The sequence below is a fragment of the Streptomyces sp. NPDC088197 genome, from assembly GCF_044741185.1.
Lineage (GTDB): Bacteria > Actinomycetota > Actinomycetes > Streptomycetales > Streptomycetaceae > Actinacidiphila.
On the sequence record NZ_JBIUSD010000001.1, the window covers coordinates 312,291 to 335,984 of the forward strand.

Genomic DNA, 23,694 nt, shown 5'->3' on the forward strand with positions numbered 1-23,694 from the left:
CTGACGGGTCCTACGACCTCCACGCCGAGTCTCCTGGAGCGTCCACGGGCGCCGCGGCCTGCGCGCGGCGAACTCGGTCCAACGTCTCCTCGCCGTGCGGCACACCAGTCGCACTGAGGATCTCCGCGAACTTGACGCCGATGAAGGCTCGATGAGTTCCCGTCAGTTCCCGGAGCATCGAAGCCAAGGAGTGCTCCCAACTGTCCGAGGCATCGAGCAACCCCTGGTGATCCACAGTCCATTGCAGGACGTCCTTGGCTTGGTCCGGGTGGTAAAGCAGCCACAGAGCCGCCAGGCCGTGGGGACCCCCGCCCACAACGTCGCGATAGAACCGGTACGCCTCGTGCTGGTCCGCCCCCCACAGCGACGGCAGCGCGGGCGGGGCCGGTGGCGGCGACAGGGCCGGGCGCCCCGGCCGGAAGCGGAAGGAGACGCCCAGTGGATCCAGGCGGTAGGGCTTACCGGGATCATGGCGCCCCGAGCTGAAGGGGGAAGGGCTCGCGTCGGACAGGCCGGGCCAGACGCCACTGAGCGAGGCGCTTTCGACGATCCGCCGGACCATCTCGTCCTCGGTGAGGGCGAGTCGGGCGACCACGGCGGGATCGCTCACCCACCATGCCAGGCCCTGGGGATACGTTCGGCCGGACTCGCCGCCCGAATCCCGACCGCGAGTCCGCGGTTCCACCTGGCACTCGCGTACTCGCAGCGACACCCATCGCGCGTCGCTCGCAGGCGCTCGCCAGGCGCTCATCAGGCCGAGCCGAGGGTGCCAGCCCACCGGCGCGCGGTCCTTCGGGTAGGCGACGAGGTCCTCCCCGTTCGGGTCCAACAGCACGAGTGCGCGGGCCTGGACGGCGCGACTCCACCGGAGTGCGATCAGGCACGACAGCGCTGAGGAGGTGGGCATTTCGACCAGCGGCTCGTAGACCTGCGACTCGTTCATGTGCGACTCCATTCGGCAGGACCGACGGCAGAGTGGGCGTGGTACCAAGTGAGGAGAAAGGCGACAACACCCGGCCGCCCGGTGGATTCGGCGGCGAGAGTTTCGAGCAAGGCGGCCAGCGCGACACGGTGGCGACTGTCGGGCGATTCGCCGACGGCCGTCAGCGCCGCTGACATCACGGTGTCCGTGCCCGGACTCTCCAACGCCGCCATCACCAGGGGAACCAATGCCTCCGGCTGCTCCACGACCAGTTCGGAGAGCCGCAGCTTGAGAGCGCCGGTGCGCTGACCACCGTCGACGGCGCTGCGGCCGAGTTGTTCCATTACGTACACGGCGTAGGCATGGTGGCCGGTGCCGACCTGCGCGGTGGACCATTCGGCCAGTCGGCGCAGTACCGGATCCCGGTTTGCCGACTCCGTCAGCAGGGCCCTCAGTGCGAAGGACACGGCCGCGTAGAGTCTCCTGATGGTCTCCTGCTCGACGGGGCCGTCGAGCACCTTGTGCAGCAGTTGCAGGGCGGTACCCGGGCGACCCAGGCCAAAGCTGCCCGCGCAGGTCTCCGCCACTGTGCAGCGGAGATTGACATCGACGACCCGACTCCAGTCCCGCACCTGTGCCGTCACCCTGCCGACCATCTGTTCGTTCTGCGCCGCCTCGCCGAGGGCGTATGCCGCCAGCCGGCGGTGCCAGCGCAGGCCCGACTTCGCGAACGCCTGGAGCGGCTGGAGCGGCCTGGTACCGGTGGCATGGCAGAGAACCCGTCCGATCGACCGCCCGGCGGTCAGGTCGTATCCGGGCTGGTACTCGCGGCTGAGAAGGACCGCGCAAAGGTGGGTTTCCATGCCCGCCCGATCCCACCAGAGTTGCCGGAGCACCTGGTCCGCACGGTGCCTGGCCGGGAAGTCGACGGCTTGGGACCAGTAGTTGGAACTGTCGCCGGGGACCAGTCGGCGTGGCAGGAGTCGCGCCTCCACACACGCCAGCCGACTTTCGAAGCTTGGTCCCAGCACGTTCGGCGGCCGGGCACCGTAGACATCGGGTCCAAGCACATCGCGGACACGCGTACGGTCGCCGTCGAGGTCGACGGCTCGGTCATGCGTGGTGTCCCACCTACCGAGGCGTTCGCGCAGCGCCGCCGCGTACGTCTGTACCGACTGGCGGTCCTCCCCGTGCAGAAGGGCGACCGCCGCGAGCAGTGCCAGTTCGTCCGGCTTACCGGCCACCTGGTCCAGAGATTGGCACACCTCGTCCGCGCCGCCCTGACTCAGGTTGGTGACAGCCTTCTCCACTGATTGGGCGCCGGCCGCCACGGCTCGCAGTTCCTCGGCGACATCCACCCCGGACTGCGGAAGTTGGTCCGCGTCGAGGTATCCGGCGAACACCGGGTCATCGAGGTACGACCAGGCGGATGAGAGGTGATCCGGCGACAACTCACCTGATTCCACGGCGGACTTCAGGTGTCCTGCGGCGACGTCGTACGCCCGCGGACGCACATGGTCCACCAGCCGATTTCGCGCTTTCACCGACTGGGCGAGATCGTCGTCCACCACGATCACCAAAGCGGCCCCGGCGTGGACCAGATGACCGGCCATCGCGCTCAGCACGACATCGTTGAGCGCGTCGACGGTCTGCGGTGTGGCGCCCGCGAGGATGTAGCCACGCGGTGCGGACGGACGCCAGCGGGCCAGGTCCTGTCCGGCATCGAGGCCGGTGATGCCGTCGGCGCCGAACCGCTCACGGAGCAGGGCGAACGCCGCGGTGGCCGCACCAGCGCCGCGGGCGCCCCGCAACAGGAGAACGCGGTCCTCCAGCACCGCACGGCATCGGGGATACGACGGGGGCTCGACAAAACCGCGCAGCCGGTCCTCGATCTCCGCTGCGGAGTATGCGCCTTCGCGTAGCCGTGGGGTGAGGATGTTCTCGGCTGCTTCTTCGCCGTCGCGGAAGATGAGAAGATTCAGGTCTCGTCCCACATTGCCCATGTGAGCTGCGGCACCGGCGCCCACCTGCTGCCGATTGCCCTGGTACGAAGCCGACCCGGCGGGCTGGGGCGCCGGGTCGGAGCCGTCCTCGGCCCGAGGGTGCGGTATGTCCCACTCGCCGCGCACTTCGTGCGCGTCTGCGGTCTCCGCGGTCACCGGTCGTCCTCGGCACCGCCGCCGACGTGCTTGGAGCCGGAGACGTTGTCGCCGCTGCCCCAGTGCTGGTTGGCTGCGCGATGGGTTGTGGACCGGCCCGTGAAGTTGAAGTCCCCGCCCACACCCCCCATGAGCGCGGCGCTGCCGTCTCTCACTTCCTGGCTGTTGCGGTGATACGTGGCCGCCGGTGGCACACCCGGCGTTGCCGAAGCGGCCGGGGCACCAACCGCTGCGTCAGCGCTGTCGGCAGAGGGGGCCTCTTTGAGCTCCTCCCTCGCCGGAACTCCCGCACTGAGCAGGTTCCCGGATGGCGAAGGGACATAGAGCCAAGCCCGCTGGGCGAAGTTCTTGCCGTCCACTGTCGCGGGCACCTCCGTGCAGCGGTCCGGGTGCAACTGTGTGTATCCGCCGATTACGGCATCCTCATAGACACGGTTGGAGAGGATCGCGACAACGTGCGTGGTCTGCTCGCTGGCATTGGCGAGCATCGCCTTGACCTGCCGGGAGTCCAGCAACCTGTGTGTGTCGTTGCGAGGGGTGCCGTTGCCGTCGCCCGGGGCGTCCGCGTCCGGCACCGGACCGACGTGCACGCTGGCCCGCAGCCTGATCCGCGGCCCCACCTCGGAGCTGTTGTACTGACCGAGAATCTCGTCGAGTACGGGCAGGAACGGCCAGAGAACATAGGGCAGATGTATCGGGTCGAAGCCGAAGACGATGCCGTCGCCCGTACTCGCCGGGAATCGCTTCGCGTCCCTCAAGTCCTTGAGCTCCGCCTTTTCCAGTGCGCGATCGACGAGTTCGGGAATCAGCTCACTCACCGGGGCGTGCAGAACGGACGGAAGTCCGGTGAAGTCCTTCGCGTCGACCGCGAGGAGGGCGCGGTAGGGAGGCAACGGTCGGCTCTGCGACCAGGGGGCGGGAACGGTCACGCTCACAGGTGTGCTCCTGACGTCGGACGGATGCTCTGGACGGTGCAACTGCCGGTTGGCGGCCGACTCCCAGCATTCGCGTACGTCTTGAGCCGTTCTGCACAGCGCAGGGCACTCCGCGAGTGACCGCGGTCACAGCGGACACGTCTCCTTCAAGGGCTGAGCGGAGAGCGGGCCGACGGGACGTCAGGCCGTATCGGCCCACGTCCGTAACCCGTCCAGGTCCTTGATCACGATCGACCGTCGCGCCGTCTCCACTGCGCCGGCGTCACGTAAGGTGCGCAGCGCCACGCCCACGGCGTTCCTGGTCACTCCGATGGACTGGGCGAGTTCTTCCTGCGTGAGGCCGGTCAACCGGACCGGCAAGTCCGGCTGTGCCGTGGCCGGTACTGATATCGGTCGACCGTGGCCCGAGCCCGCCAGTTCGACCAGTCGCACCAACGTGCGCGCGAGGCGGGTCACCAGGGGAAGGGTGAGCAACTCGGCGCGCAGCAGATCCGATTCACGCAGCCGGTGCATGGCTTGGCGCATCAGGTCGATCACCAGCCCATGCCGCTCGACGTAGGCACGGAAGCGCTCGGCCTCCAGGACCACCGCCGTGCACGGGCTGAGCGCGATCACATCGGCGATCCGCGTCCTGCCGTCAAAGACCGACACCTCGCCCAGCAGGTCACCCGGTCCGCGGAAGGCGAGCAGTGTCGTGACCCCCTGATGGTCCCGGCTCACAACCTTCGCGATTCCGGTGGTGAGAGCCAGAAGATGTGTCCCGGGATCGCCCTGCCGCAGCATCACGCTGCGCGGGCGAAACCGCCGTGTCGTCCCTTGGCTCATGACGTCGCGCCACGGCTCCGCTGGCAGCACGGGGACCTTCCCTCGAACCGACGAACCTGTACATGCGATCACGGACCGGGGCCGTGGCGTCACAGAAGGTTCTACTCCCGGAACGCGACAGATGTAAGCGGGCGTCGAACGGTTCCCCGCGTGGGGGATGTCAGGCGTCGGCGAGGAGGGGGTCGTAGGGGGTGGAGCGGTGGCGGGCGGACATGAAGGTGAGGAAGTCGGTGATGAAGGCGGAGCGGGTGTAGGTGGAGGCGGTGGCCGGGACGGTGCGGGTGAAGGCGGTGCGGAAGAGGGCGCGGTATTCGGTGGCGTCGATGGTCTGGTTGCCGTCCTTGTCGGTGACGTCGAAGAGGACTTCGGCGACGCGGATGAGGGCGGGGCCCGCGATTGTGGGGGCGGCGGCGGTGTATTCGGCTCTGCTGACGCGGCCGTCGCCGTCGGTGTCGAGGGCGGACTGGAGTTCGCGCCACCAGTCGGCGTAGGCGTTGTAGAGCTTGGTCTCCTGGGGCTCGTCGAGGTCGAGGCGGGAGGACAACTCGCGGGCCATGGCGGCGAGATCGGGCCAGTCGAGGAAGCCGTCGCCGGTCTGGTCGAGGACTTCGGTGAAGAACTCGTCGGCGCTGCGCCGCGATCCGCCCGGTGTGGAGGTGCCGGTGGAGGTGGGGCCGTCGTCGGCGGACTCGCGCTGGGCGGGGAAGGGCGTGACGAGGCGGATGAAGGCGCCCGCCTGCTTCATGCGGTCGCGCACGGCGGTGACCGTGGCGTAGGCGGGGTCGTCGCTGTCGGAGGTGAGGGCCATCAGGTTGGTGAGGGTCTCGGTCCTGATCCAGCCCTCGGGGAGGAAGCGGGCCAGGCCGGCGGCCATGTAGGCGCCCTGCATCAGCGTCTGGGCGCCGGGGATCTCGGGCAGACCGGCGCGGCGGCGGAAGGGCTCGGGGAGGGACGCGACGGTGATCTGCCCGATGACGGGCCCGGCGAGCGCGCGGCCCGCCGCCCAGACGGTGGGCAGGCCGTCCAGCAGGGGCGGCGCGGGGAGGTGGTCGAAGAGCTTGTAGAGGATGATGCGCAGCGCCTCGGTGTTCTCCAACTTCTCCTCGACCATGCGGTCGAAGTACTGCCAGAACTCCGGCAGTGTAGGGGGCAGTTGACCCGCCGGATCCCCCAAGGCACCGAGGAACGCCTGGAATTCGGCGTAGAGCTGCTCCATCGTCGTCTGGTCGAGCGGCTGCCCGCTCAGCCGGCACATCGTGACCGAACTCTCGAAGAGCGTCGCGACCACCCACGCGCGGACCTCGGGGTCCATCGCGTCGTACGGACGGTGCCGGGCGTCCGCGCCGTTGAGCCGCGCGTGCAGGCGGTTGAGGCGCGCCGCCTCCCGCTGCCGTACCGCGTCGTCCGCGCCGAACATCCGCTGGAGGCTCACGAGGGTGTTGCGCAGCCGCCGCCACGGGTGCGCGACGAAGGTGGAGTTGTCGGCCAGGGCCGCGCCGATCTGCGGGTGCGCCGCCTCCAGGACCGTCGCCCTGATCACCGCCAGGCCCCAGCGGGGGTCGTTGAAGAAGCGGTGGAACTGGGAGTCGGGGCCGAAGAGGGATTCGATCCGCGGGGCGGGCGCCGCCGGAGGTGGCCCTGCGGGCGGTTTGACCGGGTCCGGTGCTACGGGGTCCGGTGCTACGGCGGCGGGCGCTACGGGGTCGGGTCCTACGGCGTCCGGTGCTACGGCGTCCGGCTTCGACGCTCTCGGCTTCACCGGCTTCACCTGCTTCACCGGTTGCACCGGCTTCGGCTTCACGGCCCGCGGCTTGACGGCCCGCGGTTCGACGACGTCCGGCTTCGCGGCCCGCGGCTTCACCGCTTTCCGCTTCGCCGCGTCCGGCTTCACAGTGCCGACCGCCTCGGCCGCCCCGACCGCCTCAGTCACGCCGGTCGCCCCGGCCGCCCGCGAACGCACGCGCTTGGAAGGCCGGTTGATGCTGCTGCTACTGCCTGTCTCCGTCACGTGCGGGACTCTCCGTTCGCGTGCGGCGGCACGCCGCCGAAGCGGCGCTTGCGTTGCTGGTACGTGTGCAGGCACTCCAGGAAGTGCGGCGCGCGGAAGTCGGGCCAGAGCACCGAGGGGAAGGTCCATTCCGCGTAAGCGACTTGCCAGAGCATGAAGTTGGAGATGCGCTGTTCACCGGAGGTCCGGATCACGAGGTCGACGTCGGGTGTGTCGGGGAAGGGCAGGTGTGCGGCGAAGTGGCTCTCGTCCACGGCGTCGGCGGACACCCCGCTGCGGATCAGGGAGCGGGCCGCCTCGACGATGTCGCCGCGTCCGCCGTGGTCGAACGCGACGGTCAGGGTCATGCCGCGGTTCGTGCGGGTGAGTGTCATCAGGTCGGCGAAGTCGCGGGCCAGCGGGGCCGGGATTCTCGGGTCGGCGACGCCGAGGAAGCGGCAGCGGATGCCGCGCGCGTGCAGGAGTGCCGCGTGTTTGCGTACGACGCGGCGCACCAGGCGCATCAGGTAGTCGACCTCGTTGCTCGGGCGGCTCCAGTTCTCGGTGGAGAACGCGTACAGGCTCAGCCACTCCACCCCGGCTCCGCGCGCCGCCTCGATGACGTCGATCACCGTCGTCTCCGCCGCGCGGTGGCCCGCCGTCCGCGGCAGCGAACGGCTCTCCGCCCAGCGGCCGTTCCCGTCCATCACACACGCGACGTGCCGCGGGGCCGGGGTCGGTGACGTGGCCCGTCGCGGCTGTCTGCCCACGCGGACTCCGGTGTCCCATACGACCGAAGTGCCGCTGTCTCGCTCCACCGTCACAGGTGCTCCCGGCCGTCACCGTCACCGCAATTGGATCAACACCTCACAGAGTCCTGGCACTTGGCCTCCGGCACATCCCGATCCGCGCATATTCACCCATGGCACGCCAGTCCGATTCCCCGCCTCCGCGACACGCGGGCGGAGGCACACCGGGGCGCGCGGAGACAGCGCCGCCTGGCTCCCTGACGCCCTGGTCCCTGACCAGGAATTACGTGGCACGTAAAGGCGAGGCCGCGCCAAGAGGCCGCAGAAGGACGGGGCCGCGTCAAGTGGCCGTGGAAGTGCGGCCCCGCGTCCAGACCAGGACGCGCGTCAAGACGGCGACCCGCCAGGGGGCTACGCGCTGCCCACCGCGTCCGGCTCTCCGGCAGGAGATTTGGCGGCGCGCATCGGAACGCCGCGGAAGGCCTGGACGAGGACGAAGAGGGCGCCGGCCGTGACGCACTGGTCGGCGAGGTTGAAGATGCCGCCGTTGCCGACCTGGATGAAGTCGAGGACGGCGCCGCGGCCGAAGGCGGGGGTGCGGAAGAGCCGGTCGGCGAGGTTGCCGCCCGCGCCCGCGAAAAGGAAGCCGAGGCCGAGGGCCCAGCCGGTGGAGCGGACGGCCGGGGCGACGCGGGCGATGAAGACGAGGACGCAGAGGGCGAGGAAGGTGAAGACGAGGGTGGCGCGGGGTGCGAAGGAACCGGCCGCGCCGGAGTTGCGGATGGCGGTGAAGGTCACAGCGCCGCCGAACGCGTGGCTGGCCTCGTGCCCCTCGACCACGACCGCCGCGACGGCCTTCGTGGTCTGGTCCACCACGAGCCCGACGGCCGCGGTCGCCCACAGCAGGTACGTACGCCGCACCGCACACCTCCCGATCCCAGCCCCGTCCCCCATCGAGCGTACGTGGCCGCCCGCCGAAACCCGGGCCCGCACCCGCGCCGACCTGCCGCCCGTACGCCCCCGGGACCGGCCCGGCCCCGCGCCGACCTGCCGCCCGCACGCCCCCGTGACCGGCCCCGCCCCGCCCTGCCCGTGCCACCCTGGCCCGGCGGACAAGCGGCGACGAAACCCCTACGCCTCCGCCGGCGCCGGCATCTCCCCCACCGTCCGCGCGGTGTCGATGACCGAGAAGTTCGCGCCCTGCGGATCGGTGACGGCGGCGAACCGGCCGTAGGGGCTGTCCATCGGGCCGAAGCGGAGGGTGGCGCCGAGGTCGACGGCCTTCTGTACGGCGGCGTCGCAGTCGCCGACCGCGAAGTAGACGTTCACGTACGCCGGTACCTCCGGCGGGAATTCGTCACCCATGGTCATGCGGCCGAGCACCGGATTCGGGCTGCCGCCGACCTTGAAGACCTTGAAGTCCACCCCGGCGTCGGTCATTTGCTGCGCGGAATACGTGAACGCCTTCGTCAGGAAGGCATCCGTGACGTCGGGCTCGCGCGTGAAGAACTCGGCCCAGCAGAAGGCGCCCGGCTCGCCCACCTTCGCGAAGCCCTTGTGCTGATCCGGCTGCCAGAGCCCGAAGGCCGCGCCGGTCGGCTCCTTGGCCAGCGCCATCGTGCCGAGCCGGCCCACCTGCATGGACTCCATGAGCAGTTCGCCGCCCGCCGCCTTCACCTTCTCCGCGGTCGCCGCCGCGTCCGGGGTGGCGAAGTACAAGTTCCAGGCCGACTTCCCCTCTTCTCCCGGCATCGGCGGGACCACGCCCGCGACGGCCTCCCCGTCCGAGAACGCCTGCGCGTAATCGCCGAATTCGCTCGCGCTCTCCCCGAACGTCCAGCCCAGCACGTCGGCGTAGAAACGCTTGGCCCCTTCCAGGTCCACGAACATGGCGTCCACCCAGCACGGTGCGCCTTCCGGGAAATCAGTCATGACCCGCGACTCCGTCCCCACGAATGTGACGTACGTCACTTACGTACATCTCCACGCTAGTCAGTCCTCGCGCTCCCCGCACGGCGAGGCAACGGTGACGGGCGACGGAGAGCGGAAACGTACGAAGTGGCCATGGTCACCACCGATCCGGGAATGCGCGCCCGGCGGCCGGAGGCTGAGGAAGTACGGAGGCCGCACCTCCCGTGAGACCCCTTCGGACAAGGAAGTTGACCCCATGTACAAGAAGATCCTCGCCGCCGTCGACGGTTCGGCCCACGGCAGTGCCGTCCTCGACGCGGTGTCGGCGCTCGCCAAGCTGACCGGCGGGACGGTGCAGGTCATCCACATCCGGCCGTCGCAGGTGATCTCCGGAGGGATCACCAGCACGGTGGTGCCGGTGGAGGAGAGCGCCGAGAGCCGCAAGGTCGTGGACGACGCGCTCGCGCGGCTGCGCGCGGACGGCATCACCGCCGACGGCGAGGTGGACGAGGGCCTGACCGAGGACCTGGCCGCGATACTCGTCGAGCGCGCCGAAGCCCTCGGCAGCGACCTCATCGCCGTCGGCCCCGGCCACTACAGCGGCATCTCCGCGCTTCTGCACCCGAGCGTCAGCCGCGCCGTCGCGAAGTCGTCTCCCGTGTCGGTCCTGCTGGTCCACAGCGAGGCCGGGGCCACCGCCTGACCTGCCCCTTCCCCTTCCCCTTTCCGGATCGCCCCACTGCCCGCCACCCCCGGTTCCGCACCCGGCCGGGGACGGCGGGCAGCGTCGTGCCCGGAGCCTTACGCGGGGCCGCGCCCGAAGCCGTACGCGGACGGGGGCGGCGCCACCGAGGACAAGCAGCAGCACCGGAGGACGGGCGGCGCCACCGGAGGACAGGCGGCGGCACCGGAAGACAAGCGGCAGCACCGGAAAACAAGTGATGGCACCGGCAGAAACGGTCAAGCGGGGCAATTCACCGACCGCCGGACACGGAGAGTACGGCCGCGTAACCTGACCGTCAGCCGGGCGCCTGGACGCTGGTGCCCTCTCCGTACATCGCATTCGGCGGTGTCCGGAGAGAGGAGCAGTGCAGTGGCGCGTCACCGCAGGCCGAAGAGGCTGCGGACTACCGATCGATTACGCATGGGCTGGTGGCTCGTCCAGATTGCCGTCTGGATCCATCAGCACGTCAACGACCGGTAATCCGGCTGGGCGGGGGCCGTCTTCGTGGGATGCGGCGGCGGCCTCCGCGTACTCATCTCATGATGTGCCGCCCCGGCCCCGCAGGCCGCGAGTCGCACGACTTTGGCATATGCCAATCCACGCGTCGAGCGTTCCTTCGCGTGCGCGCCCCGGCCTCATTCGGCCGCGGCGTGCGCCCCCCGGCCTCATTCGGCCGCGCCCTCAGGAGCGGCGGTACGGACCGCGCCCGCGTGGCGCTTGCGCTCCAGGACGACGAGCGGGCAGTTCAGCGCATCGGCGATCTTGATGAGATTGGCGGGGGTGGCGCTGCGCCAGCCCGACTCGATCTCACCCATGAGCTGCTCCGAAATGCCGACCTGGTCGGCGAGCGCCCGCTTGGTCAGCCCGGACTTCTCCCGCGCCCAGGTGACGGCCTCGGGCTCCTGATGGAGCCTGCTCGGCCGGGTGCGGTGCGACATGGGCAAAAACTAGCGCGTAGTAGCGCGTAGCACAAGTATTTATCGGGAACTACGCACACCTGCGCACGTTGCCGCCGCGCATATGCGCAGGCCAGACCGGCCGATACCCGCCCCTCTTCGCCGTATCGCTGGACGCATAATGCGTAGTTGTGCGAAGCTCGCCGCATGACTGAGCGCCCGGACGCGCCGCCCGAGGGGGAGCTGATCAAGGTCGCGCTCGCGGCGTCCGGCCTTTCCCAGCGGGAGGCCTCGCGGCGAGCCGGCATGAGCGACACGCGGTGGCGGCAGATCGTCAGCGGTTACCAGTCGGTCGACGGGACACCGGTCCCCGTCCGCGGCCGTGACGAGACGCTGGCCCGGATGGCGCATGTCGTCGGCGTACGCCCGGAGCAGTTCGAGGACGTCGGCCGCCCCGACGCCGCCGAGGAGCTGCGCGACCTCACGGCCCGCAAGCGCGACATCGACGCCGCCTCGGCCATCCCCTCCGGCGCGTACGACCGCCTGGAGGAGCGCTGGCACCTGGTGGAAGCCGTGCTCCGCACCGCGCGCGAGGGACTGAGCCCGTCCGAGGACAGCAGCCTCGTCGGCCGGGTGCACGGGCTGCTGGCGCAGGACCCGGACGGTTTCACGCCCAAGGCCCCTGGCTAGCAGCCGACTTCACCCGTCGGCGCTCAGGCCGCGCCGGAGGACGGCGCGCTCGCCCGTACCAACTCCCGTGCCAGAGCGACGCTTTCCGCGAGTGTGTCGAGCGGCAGCGGCTGGGTGGCGAGCGCGCCCTCGTGCAGCAGGAGGAGCCGGGTGGCCAGGGCGGCGGGGGACGCGCAGGCCGCCGCGGTGGCGAGGCGCTCGAAGAGCCCGAGCAGCCAGAGCTTCTGGTCCGCGGCGACGCGGTGTGCGGGGTGCGCGGGGTCGGGGAGTTCGGCCAGGGCGTTGATGAACGCGCATCCGCGGGTGTTGGTCGCGCTCCAGGTCCGCAGCGCCTCGAAGGGCGCGGTGACGGCCTCGACGGGGTCGTCGCAGGCGTCGACGGCGGCGCGGACGAGGGCCCGCCAGCGCCGGTCGCGCTCGCCGAGGTAGACCGCCACGAGCCGGTCCTTCGAGCCGAACTGGTTGTACAGCGTCCGCTTGGTCACGCCCGAGTGCTCGGCGATCAGGTCCACGCCCACCGCCGTGATCCCGCGCCCGTAGAACAGCTCCTCGGCAGCCGCCGCGATACGGCGGCCCGCGGCGGTCATGGGCCGTACGTCGCCCGCTTCCGCCTCCTGGACCTCCGGCATCGGGCCCCCCTTCACTGATCGGTGTACCGTGGGTTGATGTTCACAGATCAGTGTACTCAAGAGGACGGTGGAGCGATGAGCGTGCCCGGGACCATGCGTGCGGTACGGATCGCCGGTCACGGCGGGCCGGAGGTGCTGGAGGCGGTGGAGGTGCCTGTGCCCGCCCCGGGGGCGGGCGAGGTGCTGGTCGAGGTCTCCGCCGTCGCCCTCAACAACACCGACCTGTGGACGCGCGAGGGCGCGTACGGGAGCCCGCAGGACGCGACGGCGCTGTCGGGCTGGCGCGGGCCGATCGACTTTCCGCGGATCCAGGGGGCCGACGTGGCCGGGCGGGTCGTGGCGGTCGGGCCACGGGAGGACGTCTCCGCCGACGGGGGCGCTGGCTTCGACGGGGGCACTGGCCTCGACGGGGGCACTGGCCTCGACGGGGGCGCTGTGGTTGACGGGGATACGGTGCGGGCGGTTGACCGGGATACGGCGCGGGCGGTCGCCGGGAACGCCGCCGAGGCGGCGGCCCGGGGCGCGGCCGCGGAGCCGAACCCGTACGCGGGCCTCCTCGGCCACCGCGTCGTCATCGACCCGGCCGTCTACGACTCCGACCGCCAGGACGCGAATCCCATCGGTCTCATGGGCAGCGAACGCGACGGCGGCTACGCCGAGTACGTGACCGCGCCGGTCGGCCGCGTGCACGACATGACCGAATCCCCGCTCACGGACGACCAGTTGGCGTCGCTGCCGACCGCGTACGGCACGGCGCTCGGCATGATCGAGCGCGGCGGGCTGCGGGACGGCGAAACCGCCCTGGTCTCCGGCGCGTCCGGCGGCGTCGGCCTCGCCCTGACCCAACTCGCCCGCGCGCGCGGCGCGAAGGTGCTCGCCGTCAGCAGCGGTTCCAAGGCCGACGCGGTCCGCGCGGCGGGCGCGCACGTCGTCATCGACCGCGCGCGGGACGTCGCCGGGCAGATCCGCGCCGCCGCCCCGGACGGCATCGACATCGGACTCGACGTCGTCGCCGGGGAGTTGGTGAGCGCGTGCCTGCCGCTGCTGCGCGAGGGCGGCCGGTGGGTGGTCGCGGGGGCGCTCGGCGGGTACGGCGTCACCTTGGACGTACGCCGTCTGTATCTGCACAACGCGCGGGTGATCGGCTCCTCGATGCACACGCCCGCGCACTTCGGGCTCCTCATGGACCTGGCGCGCGAGGGCGCTGTCCGGCCGGTCGTCGCGGCGACGTTCCCGCTCGCGCGGGCCGCGCGGGCGCAGGAGGAGCTGGCCCGCAGGGGGCACGTGGGGAAGATCGTGCTGCACCCGTAGGGCCGCCCGCGGCGCCGGGCGGCGGCCTCCCCCGCACGCGCGCCCCGCCGTGGTGGAATTGGGTGCGTTCGAGCGAGGCGGGCGCGCGGGCACGCGGACGGAGCCGGGATGGGGAGAGTCGTGGGGCGGCGGGCAGTGCTGGGGAGCGGGGATGTGCGGCGCGTGGCGCTCGGGCTGCCCGGGACCGTCGAGAAGGAGTTGTGGGGACATCCCACGTTCCATGTCGGCCGCCGGATGTATGTGACGGTGCCCGACGACGGGACGTCGTTCGCGGTGCGCTGTCCACGGCACGAGCGCGCGGAGCTGATCGCCTCGGAGCCGGAGAAGTTCTGGGTGCCCGCGCACGAGGCCCACTCGTCGTGGGTACGGGCGCGGCTGGCGGCGCTCGAGGACGAGGGCGAGCTGTACGACATCCTGCTCGACTCGTGGCAGCAGGCGGCGCCGCAAGAGCTGGTCGAGACGTTCCCGGCGAACGGCCGTCGCCCCGAACGGAATTGATTCACCCGGCGGCCGGGGGCTGCCCATCAATCCGCGCTGCCGTGGAATCAATCTCACGGGCGTCGCATACGGGGTCCGCGGGAATCGTCGCGGAAGGGCAGCACCGCCGATGGACGAAGCACGTCCGTACGCATGGGAGTTGGGGCAGGTCTGGCTGACGGTGGTGCGCCCGCCGGGACCGCTGACCGTACGGCCGGGGCCGGGGCCGGGGCCGGGGCCGGGGCGGGGATCGGGGCCGGGGCTTGGGCTTGGGCAGGGGCCTGGACGTGGACCGGGGCATGGGTCTGGGCCTGGGCCGGGGGTCGACCACTGGCGGCTGGCGCTGGTGTCGGAGGGGCCGCTGACGCTGCGCCGGGCGGACGGGGTGGACCGGGGGGACCTGAGCGCTGCCGGGAACGGTGCCGGGAACGTCGGCCGGACCGGTGGCGGAGACCTCGGCGGGGACGCGGAGCGCGACCGGGCCGGTACGCGGCTGGAGGCCGGCGAGCTGGGGCTGTGGGAGCCCTCACGGCCGTTGCTCGTCAGGGCGGTCGAGTCCGCCGCGCCGCGAGGGCGGGCGATCGTGCTGCACCTGCCGCGCGAGGCGGTGCCGGTGCCCGCCAGGTCGCTGAGGCACCTGGTCGCGCGCCCGCTCTCCTCCGACACCGGACCCGCCGCGCTGCTGGCGCACTACGTCGAAGGGCTCGCCGACCAGGCGGCCGGTTCGGTGCTCGCCCCGCAAGGCGCGCGCCTCGGCTCGGCGGCGCTGAGCCTGGCCACGGCCTTCCTGGCCCAGCTCGCGGAACCGGCGCCCGTACCCGCGTCCCGCACCCTCGAACTCCGTTGCGCCATAGGCGAGTACATCGACCGCCACCTCGCCGCGCCCTGGCTGTCGCCCGCCGCCATCGCCTCCGCGCACCACATCTCGGTGCGCTACCTGCACCACCTCTTCCGCCAGGACGGCGGCCGTACCGTCGGCGGACACGTCCGCGCCGAACGGCTCGACCGCTGCCGGGCCGATCTGGCCGACCCTCGGATGGCGCACCGCAGCGTCAGCCGGATCTGCGCGCGGTGGGGCTTCCCGGACGCGGCGGTCTTCGGCCGTGCCTTCAAGAAGGAGTATGGCGTCGCGCCCGGCGCCTACCGCAGGCGGCTGTTGAGCGCGTGAGCGTCCACACCGCCCCCGCACACGCCCGCCGAGCGGGCGACCGTACGCCCGAACTCCCCGCCCCACACGACCGGTCGGCCGAGGCGCGACCCCTGCCCCCATCGCGGCTCACTGCGGTCGTCCTCCCCGATCGTCGTCGCCACTGACGAACCGCACCGCGCGCCGCGCTCTCGGCCCACCGGCCCCGGGCACCCTCCCCCGTGCGCCGGGCCACCGAGTCTGCCGGGGGCCGAGCCGCCCGTCATCGGCCCTGTGCGCAAGGGAGTTGACCGAGAGCGCAATGCCGGGCCCGCGCGGCGCGGGCCTCAGCGGGCGGTGGTGCGGCAGACCGGGCGGGCCTCAGCGGTCCGTGGTGGTGCCGCAGACCGGGCGGGCCGGTTCGTCGGGGAGATACGTGCCGCGCTCCTGCCGGGTGAGGTCGCGGCCGACCGCGCGGCAGACGGCGGTGACGGCAGCCGCGGGGTCCGGCAGGTCAACGGCCCACAGCCGCACGGTCTGTTGCGGGTCGAGAACGAGGAGCGTGTGCGCGTCGGGGCCGAAGGCGAGGTCGGTTGCGGAGCGGGGCGCCGCCGTGAGGGTGGCCCGCACGTGTCCGGTGGCCACGTCCAGGAGGTGCACGGGGCCGTCCCAGTCGCCCGCCGCGACGGTCCGGCGGTCGGGGGTGAAGGCCACCGACGTCACGGGCGCGGTACGGCCGGTGGCCAGCGCGCGGGTGCGGCCGGTCGTCAGGTCGGCGAGCAGGACGTGACCGTCCCAGGTGCCGACGGCGGCCGTGCGCCCGTCCGAGCTGAGCGCGACGCCCGAGTCCACCATGGGCATGCTGCCCGAACTGCCGTGCACAGGAGCGCCGTTGAGGATGGACCGGGTCTCCCCCGTGCCCAGGTCGACGAGCGCGACCGCGCCGTCCACGGTCTGCGCGGCCACGATCCGGCCGTCCGGGCCGAAGACGGGTCCCGTGCCGGGTGCGATCCACACCCGGAAGGTCGTACGGAAGCGGTGCGCGCGCACGTCCCACGGCCGCAACCGGCCGTCGTAGTCGGCGATGACGAGCGTACGGCCGTCGGGGCTGAACGCCAGGCCGCCCGCGTTCCCGACCGCCGCAAGGGTGGCGGTGACCTGCCCCGACACGGTGTCCCACAGCCGCACCGAGCCGTCGCCGTCCCAACTGGCCACCGCGCGACCGTCCTTGGTGACGGCGACCGCGACCGGCGGCGGTCCCGGGGACGGACCGGCCAGGACGCGCACATGTCCGGTGGCCGTGTCGCGCAGCCGGAGTCCGCCGTCCGTTCCGGCCAGTACGACGCCACCGCCGCCGAAGGCCGCCGCCGCGACGCCGGGCAGGACGGCGGGGCCGTTCGTCACGTCCCACAGCCGTACGGTGCGGTCCGCGCCCGCCGTCGCGAGGGTGCGGCCGTCCGGGCTGAAGGCGAGCGCGCGGACGGTGCCCGTGTGACCGGACAGCACCGCACGGGCCCTGCCCGTGGCCACATCCCAGATCCGTACCGTCCGGTCGTCGCCGCCGGTCGCGAGGGTGCGGCCGTCAGGGCTGAACGCCAGCGCGCCGACCTGGCCCGCGTGGCCGGACAGCACCGCGCGTACGCGGCCGGTCGCCGCGTCCCGGATCCGCACCTTGCCGTCGGCGAAGTCCCCCGTGGCCACGCTGCGGCCGTCCGGGCCGCACGCGAGGTCGAGGAAGTCCCCTCCGTCGTCCGGGACTTCGTGGGTCTGCGACCTGGCGGCGAAGTCGGCCAGCGGGCGGCCGGTCCGGGTGTCCCACTCGCGGATCCGCCCGGCGTCGGACATCGCCACGACGCGCCCGCCCGCGCAGAACGCCATCGGTCCCGGGATCTTCTCGCGGCTGGTGACGATCCGCCGGTCGCGGCCGGTCGCCACGTCCCACAGCCTGATCGCGCCGCCGCGGTCCGCGGTGACGGCGGTGCGGGCGTCGGGGCCGAGTTCCCAGTCCAGCGGCGGCTCAGTGCCGAGGGCCACGGTCCTGGCCGCCCGGCCGCCCTCGGCGGACACCGGGCGCAGGTCCAACTCTCCCTTCCAGCCGGTGATCGCGAGGGTGCGGCCGTCCGCGCCGTACGCCAGCGCGGTCGCGCCCGCGCTCGGGTGGCCGACCGTCGAGCGGACCCGGCCGCCCGCCGCGTCCCACTGGATCACCGTGCCCGCGCTGTCGCCGGTCGCGAGGGTACGGCCGTCCGGGCTGAACGCCAGTGACTCCACGTCGTGTTCGCGGTCCGGCGGGCGCAGGACGGCTTTGAGGGGCAGCGCGGCGGCGGCTTCGAGGCTGACCACCGCCTCGGTGGTGGGGCTCTCGCGGTACGCCTGGACGGCCAGCAGCGAGGCGAGTTCGGGGTCGGAGCCGACGAGCGCGTCCGAGGTGGTGGCGAGCTGCCGCGACAGCGCGACCTGCCGGGCGGCGTCGGCGGCCCTGCGCTGCCGCTCGTTGCTGCGGCTCTGCGTCCACGCCGTCGCCCCGGCCGCCACGGCCAGGACGAGGAGTACGGACAGGGTCGCCGTCAACGCCCGCAGTCTGCGGGTGGTTCGGGCGGCGGCCTGCTCCTCGCGGCGGCGGGCGGCGGTGCTCGCGTCGAGGAACGCCCTTTCGGTGGGCGTCAGTTCGTCGGGTCCGCCGTCCGCCTCCGCCGCCGGGAACGCCTCCTCGGCCGCCGCGAGCCGCGAGCCCCGGTACAACGCGCCGGGCTCGCGGTCGAGTTCGTGCCACATCACCGCCGCGTCGGTGAGCCGACGGTGCACGCGCAGCCGGGTCCGCTCGGCGTCGATCCAGGACCGCAGCCGTGGCCACGCCTGGATGAGGGCTTCATGGGCGAGGTCGACGGTCCCGTCGTCCACGGTGATCAGCCGGGCCCTGGCCAGCTCGTCCAGGACGACGGCGGTGTCGTCCGCGCCCAGGGCGAGTTCGGCGCGGGCCACCGGTCTGCGGGTGTCGGGGGTGCCGTCGCCCGGCATGACCAGGCGGAGCAGCACGCGGCGCGCGAGGGCCGCCTGCTCGGCGGTGAGCCGGTGGTAAAGGTCCTCCGCCGTACGGGAGATGGCGCCGTGCAGACCACCGGCCTCGTCGTACGCCCGCTCGGTCAGCGCCCGGCCGGCGCGCCGCCGCCACGTCTCCAGCAGCGCGTGCGACATCAACGGCAGCCCGCCCGGCTCCCCCACGACCTCCGCGACAACCCGGGCGGACAGCGCCCGCTCCACGATCAGCCCCGCGGCCTGCGCCGGCCGCACCACCGCCTCCCGCAACTCGTCCCGGTCCATCGGCCCCGCCAGCAGCGTCGCGTCCTGCAACGCCCCGATCAGCCGCGGATGCTCCGCACACCGCCCCAAGAAGTCCGCCCGCACGGCGATCACCACCCGCGTCCGCCCCGCCGGATGCGCCGCGGCCAACAGCCGCTCGATAAACCCCTCCCGCTCCGCCGCGTCGGCACACAGCGTGAACAGCTCCTCGAACTGATCCACAATCAGCCATGTATCCCCCCCGCCACCCTCCGCACCGGACCCCGCACCAACCCCCCGACCACCCACCGGCCCGAGTCCCGGACCAGCCCCCCGACCGCCGGTCGCGCCGATCGCCGTACCAGCCGTGGAGCCAGCCGCGCCAGCGCCCTCCGGGCCGGACTCGGAGCCGGTCACATGCCCAGCCGCCGTACCGCCGGACGAGCCGGACCCCGCGTCAGCCGCGTACCCAGCCGCCGAACCAGCGGTGCCCGTCGCACGACCGCCCGCCAAGCCGGACGCAGGACCGGATGCGTGCCCGGCAGGGCGACCGCCCTCCGGGGTGGGCTCGGAGCCGATCACGTGCCCAGTCGCCGGACCACCCGCCACGCCAGGCTCCGGGCCGGACGCGTGCCCAGCCGCCCGACCGTCGGTCGAATCCGTCGCCGCACTCGCGGCCGAGGCAGTCGCGGGACCAGACGCGTGCCCGTCCGCCGGACCACCCTCCGGGCCTCGCTCCGGACCGGCAGACGTGCCCGTCGCACGACCGCCCGCCGGGCCGCGATCCGAACCGCTCACGGACTCAGCCGCCCGACCGCCCTTCGAATCCGTCACACCCCTGGGAGCCGGGCCGGGTCCCGGGGCAGCCGCCCGACCGTCGGTCGAATCCGTCGCCGCACTCGCGGCCGAGGCCGTCGCGGGACCACCCTCCGGATCGGCCGACGTGCCCGTCGCACGACCGCCCGCCGGGCCGGGGGCCGGGATGCCCGCGGTGCTGGCCGCAGGGTCGTACGTGGAGCTCGCCGCAGGCGTCAGGTGGGGGGCGTGGTCGCGGAGCGGATGGGCGCCGGGGGTGAGGATGCGGAGGGCGGCGGGGCGGGTGGCGGGGTCGGCGACTTGCTGGAGGCGGGGGATGAGGCCGGCGCGCAGGAGGGAGGACTTGCCGCTGCCGGAGGGGCCGAAGACGGCGGTGAAGCGGCGGCGGGCGGTGAGTTCCAGCAGGCGGTCGGTGAGGCGGTCGCGGCCGAAGAAGATGTCGGCGTCGCCCGCTTCGAACCGGGCCAGGCCGCGGTAGGGCGCCGGGTCGTCGCCGTCCTCGGCGTCCCGCGGCCCCGCGGCCCGCGTGGCCGCCGCCCGCCAGCGCCGCTCCCAGTCGGCCGGATCGCCGCCGCACGCGCGGACGTACGCCAGGACCACCGGCAGCGTCGCCAGCGTCTCGCCGGAGGCGGCCCGCGACAGCGTGCTCGCGCCGAAACCCGCGCCCCTGGCCATCGTCCGGTACGTCGGCTTGCCCGCCGCCTCCCGCAAGTCGCGCAGCTCGCGCGCCAGTTGGCGTACCGGGTCGTCGCCCGGCGCCATCTCCTTCTCCGGACGTCCCGACACCGCGCACTCCCCTCGACGGACAGAGCTGCCACGCTACGCAGACCCGCGCCCCACGGGGACGGCCACGGCCCGGAATTGCACTGGGTGCACACCGCTGCCGCATACCTCCCTGGCGGGGCACCGTCCTCCTCCCGTACGGCGCGCGGACGGCTCCGTAAACGTTGCCGGAAGCCTTGACAGGGGCTGGGGCAAGGCCGACTCTCGCGTGGAGAGAGCGCTCTCACGCAACCCCCCACACAAGGAGCAGGCATGTCGATGAGAGACAAGCGCTTGCGGAAACGGCTGGGCGTCGGATTAGTCGCCGTCAGCGCGATGGCCGCGGTGGCGCTGGCCGGTTCGCCGCAGGCGTCGGCGTCGGCCGCGGGAAAGGGCACCGTCTCCCCACAGACGGCGACCCGGACCGCGGCGGCACAAACGGCCGCACAACCGGCGGCGCAGCAGGCCGCACAACCGGCCGCCGTACAGCCGAACGCCGTCCCCGCCGCCCCGAGCGGCTTCACCACCACCTGGAGCGACGACTTCAACGGCGCCGCCAACACCGGCTTGGACACCGGGACATGGCGCTACGACGCCGGTGAGGGCTGGACCTTCGGGACCGGCGAGATCGAGACGATGACGAACAGCACGGCCAACGTCTACCAGGACGGCAACGGCCATCTGGTGCTCAAGGCGCTGCACTCGGGCACGGACCCGAACACCGGCTGGACGTCGGGACGGGTCGAGACGCAGGCGGACGGCTTCGGCGCGCAGCCCGGCGGCGTGGTCCGGATGCAGGCGTCGATCCAGCAGCCGAACGTGACCACGGCCAACGGCGCGGGCTACTGGCCCGCGTTCTGGATGCTGGGGTCGCCGCTGCGCGTGGGCGTGCCGTGGCCGGGTTCCGGCGAGGTCGACATCCTGGAGGACATCAACGGCCGCAGCTCGGTGTTCGGCACCCTGCACTGCGGGACGAATCCGGGCGGCGCGTGCAACGAGTCCAGCGGCGTCGGCAGCGGTGAACGGGCCTGCTCCGGCTGCCAGACGGGCTATCACACGTACGCGGTGGAGATCGACCGCTCGACGTCACCCGAGCAGATCCGCTGGTACCTGGACGGCGCGAACTACTTCACGCTCAGCTCCAACCAGGTGGACGCCACGGCGTGGGCCAACGCCGTCGACCACAGCTTCTACATCATCTTCGACCTGGCGATCGGCGGCGGCTTCCCCGCCGCCTTCGGTGGCGGCCCCAACGCGGCGACGGTCAGCGGCGGTTCGCTGAACGTCGACTACGTGGCGGTCTACAACAAGGCCGCGCCCGGCAGCACCGGCACCAACATCGCCAAGGGCAAGCCGACCACGGCCTCCTCGACCGAGAGCGCGCAGTTCCCCGCGTCGAACGCGACCGACGGCGATGTCACCACCCGCTGGTCGAGCGGCTTCAGCGACCCGCAGTGGGTCCAGGTCGACCTCGGCCAGTCCTACAACCTCACGCACGCGAGTCTGGTCTGGGAGGCGGCGGCCGCATCCGCCTACCAGCTACAGACGTCGGCCAACGGCACGACCTGGACGACGGTCTACTCCAACAACAACAGTCCGGCCGACATCCAGGACACCGCGCTGTCGGCCACGGCCCGCTATGTACGGGTCTACGCGACCGCCAGAACATCCCAATACGGCGATTCGCTGTACGAGTTGGCGCTGTACGGCACACCGACGTCCGGCGGCGGCGACCCCGGCGGACCCGGCACGCCCACCCTGCTGTCGCAGGGGAAGACGGCCACGGCCTCGTCCAGTGAGAACGGCAGCTTCACGGCGGCGAGCGCGGTGGACGGCGACCCCGGCACCCGCTGGTCCAGCACCTTCAGCGACCCGCAGTGGCTCCAGGTCGACCTCGGTGCCAGCCACACCATCAGCCAGGTCAAGCTCAACTGGGAGGCCGCGTACGCGACGGCGTACCGGATCCAGACCTCCGCGAACGGCACCACCTGGACGGACGTCTACTCCACGACCACCGGCACCGGCGGCAATCAGACGCTGAACGTCACCGGCACCGGGCGGTACGTGCGGATGTACGGGACGGCGCGCGCCACGCAGTACGGCTACTCGCTCTGGGAGTTCCAGGTGCTCGGCACCTGACCCTCAGGACCACGTAAGCACGTAAGCATCAAAGGCCGCCCCCGGTGCACGCGCCGGGGGCGGCCCGCGTACGAACAGCCGTACGCGTCACGGCACTTGTGCCAGCCGCAACGTCCTCGCTCCCGCCTTGAAGGACTCCTGCGCCGCAGTGCTGGACATGAACGTCCAGTCGGAGCCGCCGCCTTCGGCGTGGGTGTACTGGAACCAGATGAAGCCGATGACGTCATGGCGGCTCGCCAGCCACGGGAAGAGGCTGGCGATCCAGAGGGCCTTGCGCCCGCCCGGCTGAGCGCCGGTCTCGGTGATGAGCAGCGGCTTCGCGGTGAACGCGCGCAGGGCGTTCACCGACGGGTCGAGGAGTTCGCCCGCCGTGCGCTCGGCGATCCCGTAGGCGTCGAGGCCGATCCAGTCGACGTAACCGTCGCCCGGATAAAGGGACTTCAGGCTGATGTCGTCCGCGCCGCGCAGCGTGTTCGGGGCCCAGACCCAGATCACATTGGTGGCACCGGCCTGCTGGAAGATGTCGTGGACGTGCTTCCACGCGGCGACGTACTCACCGGGTCTGTTGCCGCCGTTGGGCTCGGCCCACGGATACCAGTGGCCGTTCATCTCGTGGGCGAAGCGCAGCGCGATCGGGAAACGGTTGGCTTTGACGGCCTCGGCGAAGGACCTGATGTACGGGTCGTGCGCACCGTCGATGATGGTGCGCAGCGCGTACGAGGGCTGCTCGGTGCCCTTCGCGGAGCCCGCCCACGGTTCCCAGGAGACGACGGGCACGGCGTGCTGGGCGTAGGCGGCGCGGACCGGGCCCGGGTCGAAGCCGCGGGTCCAATTGACGTAGTACTCCACCATGTTGGGCGTGACGCCGCCCGCGTCGCGGCCGACTCCGGCCAGGACGGCCGAATTCCAGGGCGCGTCGGGCTTGGCGACGCCGAAGTACGTGGTCCCGGCGGGCGGTCGGCGGATGGCGTCCTTGTCGGGCACGGCGGTCCGCGGCGGTCCCGGCGCGATGGTCGACACCCCGTCGTCGTCGCCCACGCCGCTGTCGCCCACGCCGCTGTCGGCCGCCCGGTCGGCTCCCGCGCTACGGTCGCCGCCCCCGTCCCCGCCGTCACCCCAGGCGAGCGCGGCGACCCCGATCAGCAGCGCGAGGACCGCGGCGGGCACGACGTACTTCGCCCGGCTCCAGACCTGGCCGTAGAAGGGGCTGGACAGCCGCCCCGGCCAGTTGACGAGCGGACCTCCGCGCGTCCACCGGTCGCGTCTTCCCCCGAGCATGCTCCCCCGCCTCCGTCACCCGTTCCCCCGACGATTCCCTGAACGCCCCGCGCACCCTGCCCCCGCGCGCCCCGCCCCC

18 protein-coding genes are annotated in these 23,694 nt (G+C 72.4%); 6 read left to right on the forward strand and 12 right to left on the reverse strand.

Translation table 11 applies throughout. The annotated features are described in order from the left end of the window. Positions 1–10: 10 nt before the first annotated feature. The 8 genes from ACIOC1_RS01420 to ACIOC1_RS01455 all read right to left on the reverse strand — a co-directional run bounded on the left by ACIOC1_RS01420 (position 11) and on the right by ACIOC1_RS01455 (position 9,509). A complete protein-coding gene (locus ACIOC1_RS01420) occupies positions 11–943 on the reverse strand; it encodes a hypothetical protein (protein ID WP_391042370.1) in 933 nt (310 codons plus the stop codon). Further along, on the reverse strand, positions 940–3,081 hold the full coding sequence (locus tag ACIOC1_RS01425) for a hypothetical protein (protein ID WP_401851048.1): 2,142 nt from the start codon (positions 3,079–3,081) through the stop codon (positions 940–942). Before ACIOC1_RS01425 ends, ACIOC1_RS01420 begins: the two co-directional genes overlap by 4 nt. Further along, a complete protein-coding gene (locus ACIOC1_RS01430; RefSeq protein ID WP_401851050.1) occupies positions 3,078–4,016 on the reverse strand; it encodes a hypothetical protein in 939 nt (312 codons plus the stop codon). Before ACIOC1_RS01430 ends, ACIOC1_RS01425 begins: the two co-directional genes overlap by 4 nt. 180 nt (positions 4,017–4,196) lie before the next feature. Beyond that, positions 4,197–4,871 carry a cyclic nucleotide-binding domain-containing protein gene (locus ACIOC1_RS01435; protein WP_391042365.1) on the reverse strand — a complete coding sequence of 225 codons (675 nt, stop codon included), beginning with the start codon at positions 4,869–4,871 and terminating at the stop codon, positions 4,197–4,199. Positions 4,872–5,001: 130 nt separating this feature from the next. After that, a complete protein-coding gene (locus ACIOC1_RS01440; protein ID WP_401851952.1) occupies positions 5,002–6,450 on the reverse strand; it encodes an oxygenase MpaB family protein in 1,449 nt (482 codons plus the stop codon). Between the two features lie 395 nt (positions 6,451–6,845). After that, the gene (uppS, locus tag ACIOC1_RS01445; protein ID WP_401305192.1) at positions 6,846–7,598 is read right to left on the reverse strand and encodes a polyprenyl diphosphate synthase; all 753 of its coding nucleotides are present in this window, start codon (positions 7,596–7,598) and stop codon (positions 6,846–6,848) included. A gap of 390 nt (positions 7,599–7,988) precedes the next feature. Further along, a complete protein-coding gene (locus ACIOC1_RS01450) occupies positions 7,989–8,498 on the reverse strand; it encodes a signal peptidase II (RefSeq protein ID WP_355336475.1) in 510 nt (169 codons plus the stop codon). 210 nt (positions 8,499–8,708) lie between these two features. After that, complete coding sequence (locus tag ACIOC1_RS01455; protein WP_401851054.1) at positions 8,709–9,509, reverse strand: VOC family protein; 801 nt, start codon at positions 9,507–9,509, stop codon at positions 8,709–8,711. Between the two features lie 235 nt (positions 9,510–9,744). On the opposite strand from ACIOC1_RS01455, the gene ACIOC1_RS01460 reads away from it, so the two are divergent. After that, the gene (locus tag ACIOC1_RS01460) at positions 9,745–10,191 is read left to right on the forward strand and encodes a universal stress protein (protein WP_355336477.1); all 447 of its coding nucleotides are present in this window, start codon (positions 9,745–9,747) and stop codon (positions 10,189–10,191) included. Positions 10,192–10,877: 686 nt separating this feature from the next. On the opposite strand, the gene ACIOC1_RS01465 is transcribed toward ACIOC1_RS01460, so the two are convergent. Continuing rightward, a complete protein-coding gene (locus ACIOC1_RS01465) occupies positions 10,878–11,150 on the reverse strand; it encodes a helix-turn-helix transcriptional regulator (RefSeq protein ID WP_355336478.1) in 273 nt (90 codons plus the stop codon). 165 nt (positions 11,151–11,315) lie between these two features. Between ACIOC1_RS01465 and ACIOC1_RS01470 the strand changes: the two genes are divergently transcribed. Then, entirely contained in the window at positions 11,316–11,798 is a 483-nt protein-coding gene (locus ACIOC1_RS01470) for a helix-turn-helix transcriptional regulator (RefSeq protein WP_355336479.1), read from the forward strand. A gap of 23 nt (positions 11,799–11,821) precedes the next feature. Here ACIOC1_RS01470 and ACIOC1_RS01475 read toward each other — a convergent pair whose 3' ends face one another. Beyond that, positions 11,822–12,385 carry a TetR/AcrR family transcriptional regulator gene (locus ACIOC1_RS01475; RefSeq protein WP_401851954.1) on the reverse strand — a complete coding sequence of 188 codons (564 nt, stop codon included), beginning with the start codon at positions 12,383–12,385 and terminating at the stop codon, positions 11,822–11,824. A gap of 117 nt (positions 12,386–12,502) precedes the next feature. Here ACIOC1_RS01475 and ACIOC1_RS01480 point away from each other — a divergent pair, with 117 nt between their 5' ends. From ACIOC1_RS01480 to ACIOC1_RS01490, 3 genes are all read left to right on the forward strand, one after another. Further along, positions 12,503–13,738, forward strand: coding sequence for a zinc-binding dehydrogenase (locus ACIOC1_RS01480; RefSeq protein WP_401851057.1), 1,236 nt, complete (start codon positions 12,503–12,505; stop codon positions 13,736–13,738). Positions 13,739–13,846: 108 nt separating this feature from the next. Further along, positions 13,847–14,236, forward strand: a complete 390-nt coding sequence (locus tag ACIOC1_RS01485) for an MmcQ/YjbR family DNA-binding protein (protein WP_355336481.1) — start codon at positions 13,847–13,849, stop codon at positions 14,234–14,236. A gap of 325 nt (positions 14,237–14,561) precedes the next feature. Next, entirely contained in the window at positions 14,562–15,383 is an 822-nt protein-coding gene (locus tag ACIOC1_RS01490) for a helix-turn-helix domain-containing protein (protein WP_401851060.1), read from the forward strand. Between the two features lie 339 nt (positions 15,384–15,722). Here ACIOC1_RS01490 and ACIOC1_RS01495 read toward each other — a convergent pair whose 3' ends face one another. Further along, positions 15,723–20,198: a hypothetical protein gene (locus ACIOC1_RS01495; protein WP_401851957.1), complete on the reverse strand. Its 4,476-nt coding sequence runs from the start codon at positions 20,196–20,198 to the stop codon at positions 15,723–15,725. 273 nt (positions 20,199–20,471) lie between these two features. Between ACIOC1_RS01495 and ACIOC1_RS01500 the strand changes: the two genes are divergently transcribed. Beyond that, positions 20,472–22,337 (forward strand): discoidin domain-containing protein, encoded by a 1,866-nt coding sequence (locus ACIOC1_RS01500; RefSeq protein WP_401851063.1) that lies wholly within the window; start codon positions 20,472–20,474, stop codon positions 22,335–22,337. 87 nt (positions 22,338–22,424) lie between these two features. Here the strand turns inward: ACIOC1_RS01500 and ACIOC1_RS01505 are convergent, their stop codons facing one another. Continuing rightward, the gene (locus ACIOC1_RS01505; RefSeq protein ID WP_401851064.1) at positions 22,425–23,615 is read right to left on the reverse strand and encodes a glycoside hydrolase family 26 protein; all 1,191 of its coding nucleotides are present in this window, start codon (positions 23,613–23,615) and stop codon (positions 22,425–22,427) included. Positions 23,616–23,694 lie beyond the last annotated feature (79 nt).